This window comes from Actinomadura sp. NPDC023710 (genome assembly GCF_040639875.1).
GTDB classification, from domain to species: domain Bacteria; phylum Actinomycetota; class Actinomycetes; order Streptosporangiales; family Streptosporangiaceae; genus Spirillospora; species Spirillospora citrea.
Window position 1 is genome coordinate 148,556 of sequence record NZ_JBFAGB010000003.1, and the last position, 14,055, is coordinate 162,610.

At 72.7% G+C, this 14,055-nt stretch carries 13 protein-coding genes; 5 read left to right on the plus strand and 8 right to left on the minus strand.

Going from position 1 to position 14,055, the window contains the following annotated elements; all coding sequences use genetic code 11:
• Positions 1-112: 112 nt before the first annotated feature.
• The 6 genes from AB0H37_RS04760 to AB0H37_RS04785 all read right to left on the minus strand — a co-directional run bounded on the left by AB0H37_RS04760 (position 113) and on the right by AB0H37_RS04785 (position 6,643).
• Positions 113-1,300 carry a helix-turn-helix domain-containing protein gene (locus AB0H37_RS04760; protein WP_329087697.1) on the minus strand — a complete coding sequence of 396 codons (1,188 nt, stop codon included), beginning with the start codon at positions 1,298-1,300 and terminating at the stop codon, positions 113-115.
• A gap of 54 nt (positions 1,301-1,354) precedes the next feature.
• A complete protein-coding gene (locus AB0H37_RS04765) occupies positions 1,355-2,380 on the minus strand; it encodes an alpha/beta hydrolase (protein WP_360611401.1) in 1,026 nt (341 codons plus the stop codon).
• 56 nt (positions 2,381-2,436) lie between these two features.
• A complete protein-coding gene (locus AB0H37_RS04770; protein WP_360611403.1) occupies positions 2,437-3,612 on the minus strand; it encodes an acyltransferase in 1,176 nt (391 codons plus the stop codon).
• On the minus strand, positions 3,605-4,552 hold the full coding sequence (locus tag AB0H37_RS04775; protein WP_360611405.1) for an alpha/beta hydrolase: 948 nt from the start codon (positions 4,550-4,552) through the stop codon (positions 3,605-3,607). Before AB0H37_RS04775 ends, AB0H37_RS04770 begins: the two co-directional genes overlap by 8 nt.
• Positions 4,553-4,703: 151 nt before the next feature.
• Entirely contained in the window at positions 4,704-5,369 is a 666-nt protein-coding gene (locus tag AB0H37_RS04780; RefSeq protein WP_329087705.1) for a response regulator transcription factor, read from the minus strand.
• Entirely contained in the window at positions 5,366-6,643 is a 1,278-nt protein-coding gene (locus AB0H37_RS04785) for a sensor histidine kinase (RefSeq protein WP_360611407.1), read from the minus strand. Before AB0H37_RS04785 ends, AB0H37_RS04780 begins: the two co-directional genes overlap by 4 nt.
• 84 nt (positions 6,644-6,727) lie before the next feature.
• Between AB0H37_RS04785 and AB0H37_RS04790 the strand changes: the two genes are divergently transcribed.
• On the plus strand, positions 6,728-7,756 hold the full coding sequence (locus AB0H37_RS04790; RefSeq protein ID WP_229810144.1) for a PHP domain-containing protein: 1,029 nt from the start codon (positions 6,728-6,730) through the stop codon (positions 7,754-7,756).
• Positions 7,757-7,875: 119 nt separating this feature from the next.
• Here AB0H37_RS04790 and AB0H37_RS04795 read toward each other — a convergent pair whose 3' ends face one another.
• Both AB0H37_RS04795 and AB0H37_RS04800 read right to left on the minus strand, forming a co-directional pair.
• Positions 7,876-8,877, minus strand: a complete 1,002-nt coding sequence (locus AB0H37_RS04795; protein ID WP_360611409.1) for a PHB depolymerase family esterase — start codon at positions 8,875-8,877, stop codon at positions 7,876-7,878.
• An 8-nt stretch (positions 8,878-8,885) separates the two neighbouring features.
• Positions 8,886-10,214: a tannase/feruloyl esterase family alpha/beta hydrolase gene (locus AB0H37_RS04800; protein WP_360611411.1), complete on the minus strand. Its 1,329-nt coding sequence runs from the start codon at positions 10,212-10,214 to the stop codon at positions 8,886-8,888.
• Positions 10,215-10,475: 261 nt separating this feature from the next.
• Between AB0H37_RS04800 and AB0H37_RS04805 the strand changes: the two genes are divergently transcribed.
• Genes AB0H37_RS04805 through AB0H37_RS04820 form a run of 4 tightly spaced genes read left to right on the plus strand, consistent with a single transcriptional unit; the run spans position 10,476 to position 14,050 of the window.
• Positions 10,476-11,249 carry an ABC transporter ATP-binding protein gene (locus AB0H37_RS04805; RefSeq protein ID WP_329087715.1) on the plus strand — a complete coding sequence of 258 codons (774 nt, stop codon included), beginning with the start codon at positions 10,476-10,478 and terminating at the stop codon, positions 11,247-11,249.
• Positions 11,236-11,928, plus strand: coding sequence for an ABC transporter ATP-binding protein (locus tag AB0H37_RS04810; protein WP_179836485.1), 693 nt, complete (start codon positions 11,236-11,238; stop codon positions 11,926-11,928). The genes AB0H37_RS04805 and AB0H37_RS04810 overlap by 14 nt, the downstream gene beginning before the upstream one ends.
• A 10-nt stretch (positions 11,929-11,938) precedes the next feature.
• Positions 11,939-13,177 carry an ABC transporter substrate-binding protein gene (locus AB0H37_RS04815; protein ID WP_179836484.1) on the plus strand — a complete coding sequence of 413 codons (1,239 nt, stop codon included), beginning with the start codon at positions 11,939-11,941 and terminating at the stop codon, positions 13,175-13,177.
• Between the two features lie 12 nt (positions 13,178-13,189).
• A complete protein-coding gene (locus tag AB0H37_RS04820; protein WP_329087719.1) occupies positions 13,190-14,050 on the plus strand; it encodes a branched-chain amino acid ABC transporter permease in 861 nt (286 codons plus the stop codon).
• Positions 14,051-14,055 lie beyond the last annotated feature (5 nt).

Sequence of the window (14,055 nt, forward strand, 5' to 3'; positions counted from 1 at the left end):
CGACGAAGTTTGGTCTTGGCGCTTTGTACGACCCCTACAAGAAACCCTGGTGAGCGCCTGTAGCCCGGGCTGAGGCCCCCGATGCGACGCTCCTCACTTCCCGCCGTCCTGACTACCCGGTCGTCCTGGCGGCGCGGGCGTGGAAGCGGCCGAGGACCAGGGCGATGCGGAGGGTGAAGGCGTTGCGGCCGTCGGTGGGGGCCAGGCCGGTCAGCTCGGCGACGCGGCGGAGCCGGTAGCGGACGGTGTTGGGGTGGACGAACAGGAGCCGGGCGGTGGCCTCCAGGGACGAGCCCTGTTCGAGATAGGTGGTGAGCGTGTCCAGGAGCGGGGCGCCGGCGGCGAGCATCGGGTTGTAGACGCTGTCCACCAGGTAGCGGCGCGCCTCGTCGTCGCCGTCGAGGGCGCGCTCGGGGAGGAGTTCGGTGGCGAGGACGGGACGGGGCGCGTCCGGCCAGCCGGCGGCGGCGCGCAGGCCGGCGACGGCGGCGCGGGCGGAGCTCGTGGACTCGTAGAGGTCGGAGACCTGCGGCCCGACCACGACCGGGCCGGGCCCGCACTTGGCGGCGATCGGGCGGGCGGCCTCCATCGGGTCGGTGTCGCCGCCCACGATGACGACGACCCGGTGCCCCTGGACGCCGGCCAGCACGTCGGCGCGCGCGCGGCGCGCGGCCAGCTGCATCTGGTCGATGGTGACCTCGGGCTCCTCGTCCTCCGGGGTGAAGCCGGCGATGACGGTGACGGGCTTGGACGTCCAGCCGAGCGCGGCGGCCCAGGAGTGCATGCCGTCGTCGACCTCGTCGCGCAGCACCGCGTTGACGACGAGGGCCTCCAGGCGGGCGTCCCAGGCGGCGCGCGTCTCGGCGGCGCGGGCGTAGACCTGGGCGGCGCCGAACGCCACGTCCCGGGTGTAGCGCAGGATGGCCTCGCGCAGCTGGGCCTCGCCGCCGGGCGCGGCCAGCTCGTCCAGCCGGGTCTCCACCACGTCGATGATGACGCGGATCATGTCGATGGTGTGCTGGAGCTTGATGGAGCGCAGCAGCTCGCGGGGCGCGGTGCCGAACACCTCGCCGGCGATGGCCGGGCGGCTGCGCTCGTTGCTCTTGAACCACTCCACGAACGCGGCGATGCCGGCCTGCGCCACGAGGCCGATCCAGGAGCGCTGGTCGGCGGGCATGCGCCGGAACCAGGGGAGCTGCTCCTCCATGCTGGTCAGCGCCGCGGTGCCGAAGGTCCCCATCGCCTTCTCCAGGCGCTGGGTGGTCTGCTCGCGGATCTGAGCCTCGTTCGCGGTGTTCACCATCCCAGGGTGCCACCACACCTGCGGTGTCCTTGCCGGAAGCGGCTAAACGGGTCAGCCCGGGGTCACCGCGGAGGCGCGTCCGAGCGCGATGTCGGTGAGGTTGCGCAGGGACGCGGAGCCGGGGGCGAGGTAGTCGCTGTGGCCTCCGTGTCCGGCGTCGAAGACCCGGGCGCCGAACCCGGTGGAGACCGGGTCGGGACCGAGGCCGAGCCCGAGGAACCGCACGTGCGGGACGTCCTCCATCCAGTCGGTCGAGCCCCGGCCCGCCCAGACGCGGGCCGACCCGCTTAGCCTGGACGCCGACCAGGCGGTCGTCCCTGGGCTGCCGTAGAGGGCGATGTCGGTGACCTGCCTCCAGGCGGCGCTCCTGGAATCGCTCAAGGCGGCCCGGCCGCAGACCACCGAGCCGTAGCTGTGGCAGAGGAGACCCACACGCGCGCCCGGGTTGACCTGGTGGACGCCCTTCATGAACGTGCGGAGACGGACGGCGCCTTCGGCGGCCCGCTCGGCGGTGAGGACGTCGCTGCTGAACGTCTTGGGCGCCGCGTAGCCGAGCCAGGCGACGACCGCCAGGCCGGGCTCCGGCGACAGGGAACGGGCCTGCTGGTAGACGGCGCGTGCGCCCCCGCCCGGCGTCGACCAGGGTTTGCCGCCGCGCTTGTCGAACGCGGACAGCGTGGTGTCCGCGCCGGGGACGAGCACCGCGACGCGCCGCGCCCGGGTGAGGTCGCCGATGACCTCGATGGCCCGCCCGCGGCCGCGCGGGTCGAAGTAGAGGAAACGGCGTCCGGGCTGGAGGAAGGCGCCCAGCGACGCGCGCCGGTCGGTGTCGCCGACCTTCTCCGCCGTCTTGAGGGCCTCTTCGATGGAGCGCCGCTCGGCGGCGTACCGGATGTCCAGAGTCGAGGGCGCCATCCTGGGGACCGCGACGGGCGCCGCGTACGGGTCGGCGTGGCCCGTCCCGGCGGTCGTCAGCATCACCACGCCGATGGACGCGGCGGCGGCGGTGGCCCGCCGGAGGCGGCGGGCATGCCGTCGCGGGGGGCGCGGCGAGGTCGTCGTGAGGAGCGGCGGCATCGTCGCCTTTCTACCATCGAAGATCGTCAGCGTGGGCCCGGCTCACCCCCGGTGGATCAGGAGACGCCTCTGGAGAAGTACGGGCCGGGGACCGCGTTGGTTCCCGGGGGCGGCGTGTCCCGCGCGTGTCGCCGCGGTCTCGGGAAGGCGGCGGCCAGTGCCCCGCCGGCGGCGAGCGCTCCGCCGAAGGCGACCAGCCACGCCAGGCGCTCGGCGATCCATTCCGGCCGGTCGGGAACGGTGTGCAACCCGTTCAGGCTACCGAACGCGAGCAGCGCCCCCAGGGTGACGAAGATCATCGCCGTCTGGTGCCAGAGATAGATCCGCATCGCGGAGCGGTTGGCCGCCGCGATCGCCGACCGTGCCCGGGCGTGTCGCGTCCAGCGGGTGAGGGGCCCGTGCAGCAGCGTCGCGAGGCCCGTCTGGGCGAGGCCGAACGCGACCGCCGCCAGTGTCGGCGGGCTGAGGTTGGAGACCGCGGCGCCCGGGACGCCGACCATGCTCGCCGGGTATCCGGCGAGCGGGACGAGCAGCGCGGTCGCCGCGGCGCCCCCGCCCAGCAGGGCGAGCCCGGCCCGGCGGGACCGCAGCGCTCCGCCCGACCAGCCGATGCCGAGGTAGAACGGCAGGAGCCAGGCGGTGAGGACGGTGGCCCAGCCCGTCCAGCCGGGCGCGCCGAGGGCGAAGCGGCCGACGTCGATCCCGGCGGTCCCGGCGACGAGGAGCGCCGCCCCCGCGAGCCCGAACCGGTTCCAGGCCGCCGCGATGAGCGGGGTGAACGCCGTCAGCACCGCGTAGACGCAGAGGAACCACAGCGGGCTCAGCACCAGTTGGATCAGCGTGCGGACGCTGCTTCCGGGGAGACCGGCCCACGACAGGGTCGCGGCGACCGGAATCCAGATGATCGCCAGGGCCGGGAGGGGCCGGGCGAAGCGCGCGAGGCGCCGCCGCAGCCGATGGCTCCAGTGCTCGCCGGGACGCAGACTCCTCGCCGCCGAGTAGCCGCCGACGAGGAAGAACACGGCGAGCGTCTGCAGGACCCAGGAGAGGGGCGCCAGTTCGGGCATGGTCTTGAGCGGGCTGGTGACGTGCAGCCGGTCGCCCGGGGCGTCCAGGACGAGCGCGGTGACGAGCCAGTGGCCGAGGACGACGCCGAGGATCGCGAAGGCGCGCAGGGCGTCCACGGCCCGGTCGCGGTACCCGTCCTCGCCAGGGCTCCCGTCTTCAGGCATGGGTGACCTCCGCGTCGCGGCCGAGGGCGATCAGGGCGAGGTTGCGCAGCGCGAGGGAGCCGGGCTTCAGGTAGCCGCTGTGCGGGCCCGTCCCGGCGTCGAAGCGCAGGGCGCCGAAGCCGGGCGAGACGGGATCGGCGCCGAACCCCAGCCCCGCGAGGCGGACGTGGGGGACGTACCGCACCCAGTCGCCCTTCGCCCGGCCCGCCCAGACCCGCGCGGACGTCCCGAGGTCGGAGACGTGGCGCAGGGTGGTGCCGGGGCTGCCGAACAGGGCGATCTCGTCCACCGGCAAGGGCGCCAGACGCCGGGCGGCCTTGCCGCAGACCACCGAGCCGTAGCTGTGGCAGAGCAGGGCGAACCGGGCCCGCCCGTTCACGCGGTGCACGCCGGCGAGGAGACGTTCGAGAGCCCGCGCCCCCTTCTCCGCATGTCCGCTTCTCAGGGCATGGGTGCTCAGCGTCGAGGGGGAGTCGTAGCCGAGCCAGGCGATGACGGCGATCCGCGCACCGGGCGCGGCGGCGCGGACCTGCCGGTCGAGCGCCCGGCTGCCGCCGCCGACGAACTTGGGCGAGTCGTAGTTGGCCAGAGAGTTGTCCGCGCCGGGCACGACCACCGCGATCCGGTCGGCGTGCCTGAGGTCGCCCAGGACCTCCACGGCGCGCCCGTCGCCTCGCGGGTCGAACGACAGGAACCGCCGGCCCGGCCCCAGGAAGGCGGACAGCGCCCGCGCCCGTCCCTCGTCGTGGACACGCCTCGCGATGGCCAGAGCGCGCGTGATGTCCCGGCCGGTGGCCTGGTAGCGGGCGTCGAGTGCCGGAGCCGACAGTGCGGGTGCCGGGGCCGGCGGCGCGTACACCTCGGCGTGCCCGGCGGCGGCCGTGGAGCCGGCCGCGGCCAGCACGGAAACGGCGGCGACGGTCCTGCGAACGCTGGGCATCCGGCCCGTCCTTCCTGGTCAGTGAAGCGGAGCACTGATCAGGAAGGTAGAAATCAGACGTGTGAGCGCACATCGGCCCACGGTGCCGTCCCGCGCCGTGCGCCCCCGGTATGACGAGATGCGCCCCCGGTATGACGGGAGGCGGCCGGCATCAGTCGCCGGGCCGCACCAGCCCCACCTCGTAGGCGTAGACGATCGCCTGCGGACGGTCGCGCAGCCCGAGCTTCATCAGGATCCGCCCGAAGTGCGTCTTGACGGTCTGCTCGGCGACGACGAGCCGCCCGGCGATCTCGCCGTTGGACAGGCCGCGCGCCACCAGCCCGAGCACCTCGGTCTCCCGCTCGGTCAGCTCCTCCAGCCGCTTGCGGGACGGCGCGCGCGGGCCACCGAGCCGGGAGAACTCCGCGATGAGCCGCCGCGTGACCGACGGGGACAGCAGCGCGTCGCCCGCCGCCACCACCCGCACCGCCTCGGCGAGTTCGGTCGCGGACGCGTCCTTCAGCAGGAACCCGCTGGCCCCCGCCCGCAGCGCCTCGTAGACGTAGTCGTCCAGGTCGAACGTTGTCAGCATGAGGACCTTGGGGAGGCCGTCCCCGGCGTCCGCGAGCAGTCGGCGGGTCGCCTCCAGGCCGTCCATCACCGGCATCCGGACGTCCATCAGCACCACGTCGGGGCGCAGTTCGGCGACGCGGCGCAGGCCCTCCGCGCCGTCGGCGGCCTCGCCCGCGACCTCGATGTCGGGCTGGGCGTTGAGCAGCACGCCGAAACCGGTGCGCACCATGCCCTGGTCGTCGACGATCACGACCCGGATCGTCACGTCGCGTCCCGCGCCTTCACCGGCAGCGATGCGGTCACGGCGAATCCTCCCTCGGACGTGGGGCCGGCGGTCAGCTCGCCGCCCAGCGCGGCGGCCCGCTCCCGCATCCCGACCAGCCCGTGGCCGCCGCCCGGAAGCGGCGGGACGGACCCCCGTCCGCCCGCGGGCGGGCCGTTGACGACGCCGAGCCACACTATGCCGTCATCGCAGGACACTTCGACCTCGACGCGGGAACCGGGCGCGTGCCGCATGGCGTTGCTCAGCGCCTCCTGGAGAATCCGGTACGCGGTGAGCCCCACGCCGGGGGGCAGCTCCGCCAGGTCGCCGCTCAGCCGCGTCTCCACGCGCAGACCGGCGCCGCGCGCGTTGCCGACGAGCTCGTCCAGCCGCTCCAGGCTCGGCTGCGGGGCGGTCTCGGCGCCGTCCTCCGCGCGCAGCACGCCGAGGATGCGGCGCAGCTCCGTCAGCGCGTCCAGCGCGGTCGCGCGGATCTCGGCGAGGTCGCGGCGCGTCTCGTCCGGGACGGTCTCGACCTTGTAGGGCGCGGCCTCCGCCTGGATGGCGATCATCGACATGTGGTGCGCGACGACGTCGTGCAGCTCCCGCGCGATCCGCTGCCGCTCGGTCAGCACCGCCTCGGCGTCCTGGTGCCGCCTCTCCTGCTCGGCCAGCTCGCGCCGGGACGTCTGCCGGACGCGGACGGCGTAGCCCACCGCCAGCGGAAGCAGGAGCAGCACCGACGCCCCGGCCCCGGTCTCCGGGTCCTTGAGCCACACCCCGGCGAAGGAGATGATCGCGACGCCCAGCGTGACGTCGCGCGAGCAGCGCACCGCGACCGTGTACACGGTCACGATCGCCGCGAACGCGCCCGCCGGGACGTAGGGGACGGTCAGCCAGCCGTCGATGTCGATCAGCGCCATCGCCAGGAAGCTCAGCCGCCATGCGCCGAGCGGGTGCCGGTCCCGCAGCGCCAGCGGCGCCGTCACCGCCACGGCGATGAAGAGCTTCGTGCCGTCCGAGACGTAGAGGCCGCGCCGCATCGTCTCGGTGGACAGCAGCGACACCGTCCCGGCGACCAGCCCGACGGTCAGGGCCAGCCCGAACAGGTTCGCCACCAGCCCGTACGGCAGCCGCCCCACGCCGATGTACCGCGTCCAGCGCAGCAGCAGGGGCCACGGCCGGGTCAGCGGAGCCGGGTCCGCCCTGCCGGTCACGGCGGCGGCGAGCAGCACGTCCCGCAGGACGCCGCGCAGTGTGAGGTTCTCCCCGGCCATGAGCACCAGGCTAGGCAGCCCCGGTCTCGCTCGGATGACACCGTGGTGGGACGTGCCGGGTCATACCTGGGTACGGTGCGAGGCGTGGAGCCCGTCGAAGCGCTGCGCCGCATCGCGTTCCTGCTGGAGCGCGCCCATGAGCCGACCTACCGCGTGCGGGCGTTCCGCACGGCCGCCGCACGCGCGGAGGAGACGGCCCCCGACGAGCTGGCCGACCGCGCCCGCGACGGGACGCTCACCGCGCTGCCCGGCGTCGGCAAGGTCACCGCCCTGGTGATCGAGGAGGCGCTGCGCGGCGAGACCCCGGTCTACCTGCGGCGCCTGGAGGCGACCGAGGGGGAGCCGCTGGACGAGGCCACGGCCGCGCTCCGCTCGGCCCTGAAGGGCGACCTGCACACCCACAGCGACTGGTCGGACGGCGGGTCCCCGATCCTGGAGATGGCCGAGACCGCCCGCTCCCTGGGCCACGAGTACCTCGCGCTCACCGACCACTCGCCGCGCCTGAAGGTCGCGGGCGGCCTGTCCGCCGACCGCCTGCGCCGCCAGCTCGACGTCGTCGCCGAGCTCAACGCCTCCCTGGCGCCCTTCCGCATCCTGACCGGCATCGAGGTCGACATCCTGGAGGACGGCGCCCTCGACCAGGAGCCCGATCTCCTCGACCGCCTCGACGTCGTCGTCGCCAGCGTGCACTCCAAGCTCCGCATGGACCGCGTCGCCATGACCAGGCGGATGGTCGCGGCGATCGCCGACCCGCGCGTGAACGTCCTCGGCCACTGCACCGGGCGCATCGTGAAGGCCGGCGGCAAGCGCGGCGGCCTGCGCCCGGAGTCGGAGTTCGACGCCGCGCTCGTCTTCGACGCCTGCGCCGCCTACGACGTCGCCGTCGAGATCAACTCCCGCCCGGAGCGCCTCGACCCGCCGAAGCGCCTGCTGCGCCTGGCGGTCGAGGCGGGCTGCCGCTTCTCCATCGACTCCGACGCCCACGCGCCCGGGCAGCTCGACTGGCAGCCGTTCGGCTGCGAGCGGGCCGCCCGGTGCGGGGTGCCGGCGTCACAGGTCGTCAACACCCTCACGGCCGACGACCTGCTCGCCTGGACGCGCTCGAAACGGTGACGGTCAGCGCGGCCCCCCGGTGGATGCGCCCGGGGAAGGAGGCCCCCTTGGCGGTGATCTCCACGGGATGGAACTCCTCCGGGGCCAGGCCGCCTTCGCATGGCGAAAGAGTGTGAGGATCAGCCGCCGAGGGCGTGCACCATGCGCATGATCGTCTCGATCTGCCTGCCGCCCTTCATGTCGTAGGCGGTGTCGCCGCCGTAGCCCCACCAGTTCCAGCAGCCCTGCGGGTTGCCGCCCAGCCAGCTGGACGCGGTGGCCTGCGGATACAGGACGATCATGCCGTTGGTGTCGGCGTACTCGTTGAGGTAGGTCTTCGTCGCGAACGCCTTGCCGACGACGCTCCGCCCCTGCTGGCACCCGTGCAGCGCCACCATGAGCCTGCACGTCCCCGACTGGCAGCTCGCCGGGATGTAGGCGAAGCCCGTCGCGTCCATGCTGATGGACGAGGCGCTTCCGCCCGTCGCGTAGGCGTTCTGGTCGAACTCCATGAGCGTGCCGCCGGGTGAGGGGGCGGGCGAGGCCACGGACCCGAACAGGTGCCCCAGCATCGAGCGCTCCGGGTCGTCACCGCACTTGTTGATGTAGGGGGTGTAGGTGGCCGAGCAGGGGTTGGGGCCGATCGGGCTCACCCAGGCGTGCCCGGCCTGCGAGGTCTTGGTGTAGGAGACGGCGGATCCGAAGTTCCGGTAGAGCCCGGCGAGGTCGTCGTTCACCGACTGCTTCACGGTCGAGTCGTTCGTCCCGTGATAGATCCACACCGGATGCCCGGACAGGTTGCTGACGGGATCGACGCTTCCCCGCGCCGCCCGGTCGCGGGCCGTCCGTTCCAGTTCCGCCGGGTTGTCGTCGTAGATGTCGTTCATGCAGGCGAGCTGCGCGGTCGTCAGGTTCCCCCGCGCGCAGTGGTAGGGCCCGGCGGTGAAGATGCCGGCGCCCCGGAACGTCCCGGAGTAGGCGATGTGCAGCTGGTCGGCCATGTAGCCGCCGGACGAGACGCCGCTGACGTACGAGGCGCTGATCGAGTGGCGGGGAAGCGCGGCGGCGGCCGCGGACGCGGGTGACGCGCTGACGGTCGTTAAGGCGAGGGCGGCGGCCGCGAGGAACGGGGTGGGTCTCATGGTGTCCCCTAGCTGATGGAGCAGGTGTTGACGGTGTCGCCCGACGTGGGGCGGGGGAGCGTGGCGCTCTTCGGTGGGGTGGTGCCGTGCTGCGTCCAGGACTCCAGGGCCGTGAAGGCCGTGCGCATGCAGGGCAGGAGCGGGCGCAGGCGGTCGGGGAAGGAGTCGTAGAGGCCGTCGACGTGGTTGGCGGCCTCAAGGCGGTAGTAGCGGTAGGGCGCCTTTCCCTTGGCGCGGACGAGTTTCGCGTAGACGTCGGAGTCGGTGGTGATGGGCAGGAGCGCGTCGTAGGTGCCGTGCAGGGTGATCATGGGCTTGCGGATGCGGCCCGTGAGCGCCACGCGGGCGACGGCACGGTGGACGCTCTCCGGACGTACGGCGTAGTTGTAGTCGGCCTCCTCTCCCGTGTAGGCGGGGTCGAATTCAGCGCGGTAGATGCGCTGGGTGAGCTTCCAATAGACCTGGTCGTGGAACGGCCAGAGGAACTCCGAGCCGGGGGCGAGGCCCGCGTTCAGGAGCGCCTTGCGGGCGGACGGGTCTCCGGTGGCCGCGTACGACGGGTAGGCCCGCAGAACCCGCGGGAGGTAGGTGAACAGGTTGGGGCCGTCGGCGCGCCAGAGCGTGCCTTCCGCGTCGATGCCGCCGTCGTACAGCTCCGGGCGGTTCTCCAACTGCCAGCGGACGAGGTATCCGCCGTTGGAGATGCCCGCCGCATACGTGCGGCGGGGCGCGCGCCCGTACCGTTTCGCGACGACCTTCTTGGCGGCCCGCGTGAGCTGCGTCACCCGGTCGTTCCATTCGGCGACGGCGTCGCCGGGGCGGCGGCCGTCCTTGAAGAACTCGGTGCCGCTGTTGCCCTTGTCCGTCGCGGCGTAGGCGTAGCCCTTGGCGAGCGCCCAGTCGGAGATCGTGAAGTCGTTGGCGTACTGCCGCCTGTTGCCGGGAGGGCCGGCGACCACGAGACCGCCGTTCCAGCGCTCGGGCAGGCGGATGACGAACTGGGCGTCGTGGTTCCAGCCGTTGTTGGTGTTGAACGTCGAGGTGTCGGGGAAGTAGCCGTCCAGCTGGATGCCCCGGACCCCGGACGGGTTGCGCGTCCCGGCGGCGTGCAGCCCGGCCCAGTCGGCCGGGACGGTGTGGCCCGAGCCGACCGTCCCCGCGGTCGTGAGGTCGTCGAGGCAGGCGGCCACCTGCTTCTCCGCCCCCGGCACCGCGAGCCCGGACGCGCAGGCGGGGTCCTGCCGCGCGTCGGCCTGCACGGCCAGGGGCACGGCCAGGGCCGCGGTGAGGGCGCCGGCCAGGGTGCCGGCGGCAAGGGCGGGTCGGACGATGGGCATTCCGGCTCCTCGGGGCGGACGTCAGATGCCCGCCATGGTGAGCGCCGGTTGTGACCGCTGCCACGTGGCCCGCACACATATCGGCTCACCCGGCCATGTGCCCGTGGTCGTGACCTGCGCGTGATGTGGCTCACACCTGTATCCGGACATCCGAATGTGGGTGCCGGTCACATGGTCCGGTCCGCGGGTGCCACCTAGCGTTCCCGGTCACGGCGGCCCGAGTGCGGTTCGGGCCGTCCACCACGAGCGCGAGGAGGGCGCATGGGCGACCCGGACCGAAAGGCCCCGGTGCTGGCGGCGCGCGGCCTGGTCAGGGAGTTCCGCGGCTTCAGGGCCGTGGACGGCGTGGACCTCGACGTCGCCGAGGGGTCCGTCCACGCGCTGGTCGGGCCGAACGGCGCGGGCAAGACCACGCTGTTCAACCTGCTCACCGGATTCCTGAAGCCGACCGCGGGCAGCGTCCGGCTCGGCGCGCACGAGCTGGCCGGGAAGCGCCCCGAGCTGATCGCGGGGCTCGGCCTGGCCCGGTCGTTCCAGATCACGAGCCTGTTCGCCGAGCTCACCCCGCGCCAGCACGTGGAGCTCGCGCTCGCCGGGCGCACGGGTCTCGGCTGGCGGTTCTGGCGCTCGGACAAGGCGCTCGGCCGCCACTCCGAGCGCGCCGCCGAACTGCTCGGGCAGGTCGGGCTCGACGAGCACGGCGACGTCCCGGCCGGGGCGCTGGCCTACGGCCGCAAGCGCGCCCTCGAACTGGCGCTGGCCCTCGCGCTGGACCCGAAGGTGCTGCTCCTGGACGAGCCGACCGCCGGCATGGGCGTCGAGGACGTCGGCCGCACCGTCGACCTCATCAAGAAGGTGCGCGCCGGGCGGACCGTGGTGATGGTCGAGCACAACATGAGCGTCGTCTCCAGCCTCGCCGACCGGGTCACCGTCCTGCAGCACGGCCGCGTCCTCGTCGAAGGCCCCTATGCCGAGATCCGCCACGACCCCCGCGTCGTCACCGCCTACCTCGGAGACTCCCATGCTGCGCATTGACGGACTGTCCGCCTGGTACGGCGAGGCCCGGGCGCTGCGCGAGGTGTCGCTGCACGTCGACGAGGGCGAGATCGTCACCCTCGTCGGCCGCAACGGCGCCGGCAAGACCACGCTCCTGCGCTCCCTGATGGGGCTCCACCGGGGCGCGTCCGGAACGGTCCGGTTCCTGGACGAGGACATCTCCGGCCTCAGCCCGCACAAGCGCGCCCGGCGGGGCCTCGGCTACGTCCCCGACGACCGCGGCATCTTCGCGACGCTCTCGGTGGAGGAGAACCTCACCCTGCCGCCCGTGACGGGCCCCGGCCCCTGGTCGCTGGAACGGGTGTACGAGACGTTCCCGCGCCTCCGGGAGCGGCGCCGGTTCCCCGGGACGAAGCTGTCGGGCGGCGAGCAGCAGATGCTCGCGCTCGCCCGGGTGCTGCGGACCGGCGCCCGCCTGCTCCTGTGCGACGAGCCCACCGAGGGCCTGTCCCCGCTGATCGTCCAGCAGATCGGCGAGATCCTCCGCGAGGTCAAGGCGGCCGGGGTGACCGTCCTGCTCATCGAGCAGAACGTGCACTTCGCCGCGACCGTCGCCGACCGCCACCACCTGCTCGCCGAGGGCCGGATCGTCGAGTCCATGGACAACGACGAGGTCCGCGCCCGCGAGAGCGAACTCCTCCAGTACCTCGGAATATAGGGAGACCCCGATGAGAGTTCTCGGACGCTCGGCCGCGCTCGCGACCGCCGGAGCGCTGCTGGCCGGCTGCGCGGGCGGACCCGGCGGGGGCGGGGGCAAGATCAGCGACGACAAGATCGTGCTGGCGGTGCTGACCGACCAGTCCGGCGTGTACGCCGACCTGTCGGGCAAGAACGCCGTCGAGGCGGTGAAGATGGCCGTCGCCGACTTCAAGGCCAAGTACGGCGGCAAGGCCGTGACCGACGAGATCGAGGTCATCTCCGCCGACCACCAGAACAAGCCCGAGGTCGCCAACTCCAAGGCCCAGGAGCTCTACGACCGCAAGAAGGCCGACCTGATCCTGGACGTGCCCACCTCGTCCGCCGCGCTCGCCGTCGCCACCGTCGCCAAGAACAAGAAGAAGCTGTTCATCGACGTCGGCGCCGCGACGACCGAGCTGGAAGGCAAGCAGTGCAACAAGTACACCTTCCACTACGGCTACAACAGCTACATGCTCGCCCACGGGACGGGCACCGGGGTCACCAAGGACGGCGGCAAGAACTGGTACATCGTCTACCCGGACTACGCGTTCGGGCAGGACATGCAGAAGACGTTCACCACGGCCATCAAGGGCGCCGGGGGCAGCGTCGTGAAGAGCGACCCGACGCCGTTCCCGAACGACAACTTCTCCACGTTCCTGCTGAAGGCGCCGGGCCTGAAGCCCAAGCCGCAGGTGCTCGGCGCCATGCAGGCCGGCGGTGACCTCGTCAACCTGGTCAAGCAGTACAACGAGTACAAGCTGGGCGAGAAGGGCGTGAAGCTCGCCGCGGGCCTGATGTTCATCACCGACATCCACTCGCTCGGCTCCGACGCCCTGGCCGGGACGCGCTTCACCGACTTCTGGTACTGGAACGCCAATCAGGGGAACCGCGCCTGGGCCGACAAGTTCAAGGCCAAGACCGGCGCCCGCCCGACGGCCGTGCAGGCGGCCGACTACTCGGCGGCGCTGCAGTACCTGGAGGCCGTGCAGCGCGGCGGCACCGACAAGTCCGACGATGTGGTGAAGCAGCTCGAGGGCGCCAAGGTCAACGACGCGTTCACCTCCACCGGCACGATCCGCGCCGAGGACCACCTGCTCACCCACGACGCCTACGTCGCCGAGGTCAAGCCCAAGAGCGAGGTCAAGGAGCCCTGGGACTACGAGAAGATCCTCAGCACGATCCCGGCGGCGGAGGCGTTCCAGCAGCCCGACCCGTCCTGCTCCCTCTAGGCGGGCCGCGACGTGCTGCAACAGGCGTTCAACGGGCTGGTGGGCGGGGCGTTCTACGCCCTGCTCGCCCTCGGCCTGGCCGTCATCTTCGGGATGCTGGGCGTGGTCAACTTCGCGCACGGGGCGTTCTACATGCTCGGCGCGTTCGGCTCCTTCGTGCTGCTCGACTCCTTCGGCGTGAACTTCTGGCTCGCGCTGGTGATCGTGCCCGTCGCCCTCGGGATCGCGGGCGTGCTGCTGGAGCGGCTGTTCATCCACCGGCTCGCGCCGCTGGACCCGCTCTACAACTTCCTGTTCACCTTCGGGCTCGCGCTGATCCTGCAGGACCTGGTGAAGCGGCGGTACGGGGTGCAGTCGCAGCCCTATCCGCGCCCGTCCGCGCTGGAGGGGTCGATCGACCTCGGCCTGTTCACCTACCCGACGTACCAGGTGTTCGTGCTGGCGGTGTCGGTGCTGGTGTGCGCCGCCGTGTGGGTGGTGCTGACCCGGACCCGCGTCGGCATGATCGTCCGGGCGGCGACCGAGCGGCCCGAGCTGTCGCGCGCCCTCGGCATCGACGTCGCCCGCTGGGTGACGCCGGTGTTCGGGTTCGGCATCGCGCTCGCCGCGTTCGCCGGCGTGCTCGCCGCGCCGATGCGGGCGGTCAACCCGCTGATGGGCTCCGACCTGATCATCACGGTGTTCGCGGTGGTGGTGATCGGCGGCCTCGGGTCGGTGTTCGGCTCGGTCGCCGCCGGGTTCGCGGTCGGGCTCGTGTCGGCCCTCGGCAACTACTACGTCCCGTCGCTGTCGCAGACGCTGGTGTTCATCCTGATGGCCGCCGTGCTGCTGTGGCGCCCCGCCGGCCTGTTCGGACGCGAGGAGGCCCTGTGACCGCC

Excerpts from the sequence above, each read along its gene's own strand:
- AB0H37_RS04765 (WP_360611401.1), bottom strand. The coding sequence starts at position 2,380 with ATGCCGCCGCTCCTCACGACGACCTCGCCGCGCCCCCCGCGACGGCAT.
- AB0H37_RS04770 (WP_360611403.1), bottom strand. The coding sequence starts at position 3,612 with ATGCCTGAAGACGGGAGCCCTGGCGAGGACGGGTACCGCGACCGGGCC.
- AB0H37_RS04775 (WP_360611405.1), bottom strand. The coding sequence starts at position 4,552 with ATGCCCAGCGTTCGCAGGACCGTCGCCGCCGTTTCCGTGCTGGCCGCG.
- AB0H37_RS04785 (WP_360611407.1), bottom strand. The coding sequence starts at position 6,643 with ATGGCCGGGGAGAACCTCACACTGCGCGGCGTCCTGCGGGACGTGCTG.
- AB0H37_RS04795 (WP_360611409.1), bottom strand. The coding sequence starts at position 8,877 with ATGAGACCCACCCCGTTCCTCGCGGCCGCCGCCCTCGCCTTAACGACC.
- AB0H37_RS04800 (WP_360611411.1), bottom strand. The coding sequence starts at position 10,214 with ATGCCCATCGTCCGACCCGCCCTTGCCGCCGGCACCCTGGCCGGCGCC.
- AB0H37_RS04805 (WP_329087715.1), top strand. The coding sequence starts at position 10,476 with ATGGGCGACCCGGACCGAAAGGCCCCGGTGCTGGCGGCGCGCGGCCTG.
- AB0H37_RS04810 (WP_179836485.1), top strand. The coding sequence starts at position 11,236 with ATGCTGCGCATTGACGGACTGTCCGCCTGGTACGGCGAGGCCCGGGCG.
- AB0H37_RS04815 (WP_179836484.1), top strand. The coding sequence starts at position 11,939 with ATGAGAGTTCTCGGACGCTCGGCCGCGCTCGCGACCGCCGGAGCGCTG.